The 3,981-nt window shown below is 43.7% G+C and carries 5 protein-coding genes; 4 read left to right on the top strand and 1 reads right to left on the bottom strand.

Going from position 1 to position 3,981, the window contains the following annotated elements; all coding sequences use genetic code 11:
* The 4 genes from NWQ57_RS20660 to NWQ57_RS20645 form a co-directional block, all read left to right on the top strand.
* Positions 1-713, top strand: a 713-nt coding sequence (locus tag NWQ57_RS20660) for a flagellin (RefSeq protein WP_306024079.1), incomplete at its 5' end; no start/stop codon positions are given.
* A 404-nt stretch (positions 714-1,117) separates the two neighbouring features.
* A complete protein-coding gene (locus tag NWQ57_RS20655) occupies positions 1,118-1,948 on the top strand; it encodes a flagellin (protein ID WP_306024078.1) in 831 nt (276 codons plus the stop codon).
* 489 nt (positions 1,949-2,437) lie between these two features.
* Positions 2,438-3,265 (top strand): flagellin, encoded by an 828-nt coding sequence (locus NWQ57_RS20650; protein WP_306024077.1) that lies wholly within the window; start codon positions 2,438-2,440, stop codon positions 3,263-3,265.
* 152 nt (positions 3,266-3,417) lie between these two features.
* Positions 3,418-3,579 carry a hypothetical protein gene (locus NWQ57_RS20645; protein ID WP_306024076.1) on the top strand — a complete coding sequence of 54 codons (162 nt, stop codon included), beginning with the start codon at positions 3,418-3,420 and terminating at the stop codon, positions 3,577-3,579.
* Positions 3,580-3,788: 209 nt separating this feature from the next.
* Here NWQ57_RS20645 and NWQ57_RS20640 read toward each other — a convergent pair.
* Positions 3,789-3,981, bottom strand: a 193-nt coding sequence (locus tag NWQ57_RS20640) for a hypothetical protein (protein ID WP_306024075.1), incomplete at its 5' end; no start/stop codon positions are given.

Below are 3,981 nucleotides of genomic sequence, written 5' to 3'. Positions count from 1 at the left end.
TTAACAGAGCTGCGGATGATGCTGCAGGTCTGCAAATTACTGACCGCCTAACAACGCAAGTTCAAGGTTTAAATCAAGCTGTGCGTAATGCCAATGATGCTATCTCCTTAGCACAAACCGCTGAAGGGGCTTTGGGAGAGGTAACAAGCTCATTGCAGCGAATTCGCACTCTAGCGGTACAATCACAAAACGGCATCAACAGCTCAGCTGACCGGCTAGCCTTGCAAAAAGAAGTATCAGCTTTAAAACAAGAAATATCTCGTATTTCAACCGATTCTCAATTCGGCGGAACAGATATTCTTAAAGGTACATTTTCAGCCAAGTTTCTTGTTGGAGCTAACGCTAATCAATCTATTAGTATCAATTTATCGAGAACTGGAGGGTTTGGAACTTCAGGTTTATCGTTAACAGATACATCCGTGGCAACAGTCGGTGGAGCCTCTGCCGCATTGGTATCTATTGATGCCGCAATTTCTACTATCGGTGCTACACGTGCTGATTTAGGTGCATTGCAAAACCGTTTTCAATCTACCATCAGAAACTTAAGTAATATTTCTGAAAACGTCTCCGCGGCACGTTCACAAATTCGTGATACAGATTTTGCTACTGAGACCGCTGAGTTAACTCGAAATCAGATCATTCAGCAGGCAAGTTTGACCGTATTAGGCCAGGCGAACCAGAGACCACAAAGCGCCCTGTCTTTACTAGGTTAATACTGAGTTTGGTTAAATAACAAAGACCCATCTTCTGTTTGAAACTGAGATGCCAGGAGGTAGTGACCAGGTTGTTATAGAGTCAAACAGTAGAGAGCGTTGCTCACTCTCTCAGATACAAGAGCTAACGGCCGGGGGCAACTCCGGCTGACATTAATAAGATATAAATAACCGCATGATTTTACTCGTGTTTTATTTATATTTTATTTATTTGTGTTTTTGTCTAAAGGTTTTTCCCCTCCGATACGATACATAAGCATAGACGTTACGCTACTAATAAAAGCAACAGGCGAACGACTTAACAGCGATCACATAATACTAAAAATACGATCCTGTTACCGCCAAGACAGCTAATAAAAAAAATAGTCTGGTGGAGCTTCAATCAAATCGTTAGGAGAGAAAAAATGAGCTTATTCGTTAGCACGAATGTCTCGTCGTTGAATGCTACCCGTCAGTTATTCACGTCGAACAACAATTTAAGTACCGCGTTTGAACGCTTGTCATCAGGTTTTCGCATTAACAGTGCCAAAGACGATGCAGCTGGTCTACAAATATCTAACCGTTTAACTACCCAAGTACTTGGTTTGAATATGGCCGTGCGAAATGCGAATGATGGCATTTCCTTGGCGCAAACCGCTGAAGGTGCAATGGCGGAAATCACCACTTCGCTACAGCGTATTCGGGTACTTGCAGTGCAAGCTCAAAATGGTATCAACGGCAGCGCAGACAGACTGGCTTTGCAAAAAGAAGTGTCAGCCTTAAAACTGGAAATCAGCCGTATCGCAACGACCACGCAGTTTGGTGGCGTCAATATTTTGTCTGGTACCTATTCTTCTGCATTCTTAGTTGGTGCAAATGCGGGTCAAACCATCAGCGTTAATATATCGAGAACCTCTGGATACGGCTCATCTGGCCTATTGGGCGGAGCGAGTTTAACGGTTGAAACGGTGGCTGATTCGTCACGTGCTTTAACCCAAGTACTAGAAGCGATTTCTATCATAGATGCTAAACGGGCCGACCTCGGTGCGGTACAAAACCGTTTTCAATCCACCATACGAAATCTCAGTAACATTTCAGAGAATGTTTCGGCAGCAAGAAGCCGCATCCGTGACACAGACTTTGCCGTTGAAACGGCAGAATTGACCCGCTGGCAGATCATTCAGCAGGCAAGTATTACGGTGCTTGGCCAGGCAAATCAGCGTCCACAATCAGCATTATCTTTATTACAAGGCTAAGCAATAACAAAAAGGTGGGCGCGATGATTACGCTAAAAACGCAACTGCGGGGGCAGGCTGCAAAATAAGTTGAGGGAAACTTAGAAAAATCGGTCGAATTGCAAATTGTGGGGGCAGGCTGCAATCGACCGAGGGATGTTACAGTTATTAAGGTTGTAATACTGCCGTTTAATGAAAATGAACGAGCGGAAAATAATGATTAACCATTGAGCCTTTTGGCTTTTTGGAAAATCGCTGACAGGCAGAAGAGATGCCAGGAGGTAGTGAGGTATTGAGGTTTCAGCCATCAATCCTGACTGTCAGCTTGAGCTTACGCTCGCACTTTTTGCATTGGTAGGTGCGCATTAAACACTTAACAAAGCGCTAACCAGGGTACCAGTTAGCGATACAAATAAAGCATGTAATGTGCCAACTTTAACTTTGTTAATGCCCGTTACATCGACACAGTCATTAAAATAATAAGTCGATGGCAGGTTAGGAGAACTAAATATGAGTTTATATGTGAGTACAAACGTTTCATCGCTCAATGCCACACGGCAGTTGTTTACCTCAAACAGTAATTTGAGTACGGCTTTTGAGCGCTTATCAAGCGGATTTAGAATTAATGGAGCAAAAGATGATGCTGCCGGTTTACAAATATCCAATCGCTTAACAACGCAAGTATTGGGTTTGAATATGGCGGTTAGAAATGCGAATGATGGAATATCGTTGGCGCAAACTGCCGAAGGCGCTATGGGCGAGATAACCAGTGCATTGCAGCGAATTCGAGTGCTGTCGGTTCAGGCGCAAAATGGTATTAACGGTTCGTCTGATAGGTTGGCCTTGCAAAAAGAGGTGTCTGCCCTAAAGCAAGAAATTAGTCGAATTGCCTCTACAACGCAATTTGGTGGTGTGAACATATTGGATGGCGGATATTCCTCAGCTTTCTTGGTTGGTGCTAATGCTGGGCAGACTATCAGCGTTAATATATCGCGTTCAGGTGGTTTTGGCACCTCTGGATTGTTTACCGGGGCGGATGTGAGTGTGGCAACAATCGGCGGTGCTTCGAGGGCCTTAACACAAGTATCTGAAGCGATTTCGATAATTGATGCTAAACGAGCAGATCTAGGTGCGGTGCAAAACCGGTTTCAATCAACCATTCGTAACTTAAGTAATATTTCTGAGAACGTATCAGCGGCAAGAAGTCGTATTCGGGATACAGACTTTGCCGTCGAGACGGCAGAGTTAACCCGTTGGCAGATCATTCAACAAGCAAGCATTACGGTCTTAGGACAGGCGAATCAACGACCGCAGTCAGCCCTGAGCTTGTTGCAATAGTAAAAAGAGAATGAAAAGAGGGTAGGAAATGAGAGGCCACCCGCGTAGCGAATAAGGCTATTCGCTTTTAAAGCCATGGAAGGCTACCCTTAAGGGAATGCCCTTGAGATCACGAATTGTAATAGTAGCGTTGATTAATTGAGGTCAAAAAAATGAACATTAAAAACGTAAAAGACCCAATATTCTCAATGTTAGTATGTAAAGAGTTTGCTCGTTCTCCTAACGTGAGCAAGTTGGTCGGGGTATTTGCCCCGGCCTTTTTTCAGCCAATTACCGCGTTTATTGTAACGCTATTGACGAAAGTTAGGCTGTGAGACTAATTGAAATTTGACGACTATGTCGCTTATCAGCTAAACCTTATGTTAGTTGATTGACCCTTCTTTGCTCGTTCTCCTAACGTGAGCAAGTTGGCCTAGGCACTTGCCTAGGCCTTTTTTCTATAATACACCCGCACATTTGAATAAAACGTCCAACTAACAAGACTGAGAGTGTAGAAGTTTGGTTGAGAGGCCAGTATTCATCTCTAACCCTGCCAGTCGGACAGAAACGCTAAGGTTCGTTCTCCTAAGGTCAACAAGCTGCGGTCAATAAACACATGACCTCTTACCTTTATGTTGCCTCCTCTTTGCTTTATTTTATTATTTTTAGCAAAGCTTTTCCTATAAAACGTCCAACTAACAAGACTGAGAGTGTAGAAGTTTGGTTGAGAGGCCAGT

It is taken from the genome of Paraglaciecola sp. (assembly GCF_030730205.1).
Taxonomy (GTDB): domain Bacteria; phylum Pseudomonadota; class Gammaproteobacteria; order Enterobacterales; family Alteromonadaceae; genus Paraglaciecola.
The sequence above is the reverse complement of the archived record's forward strand: the minus strand, read 5'-3'. Positions and strand labels throughout refer to the sequence as shown.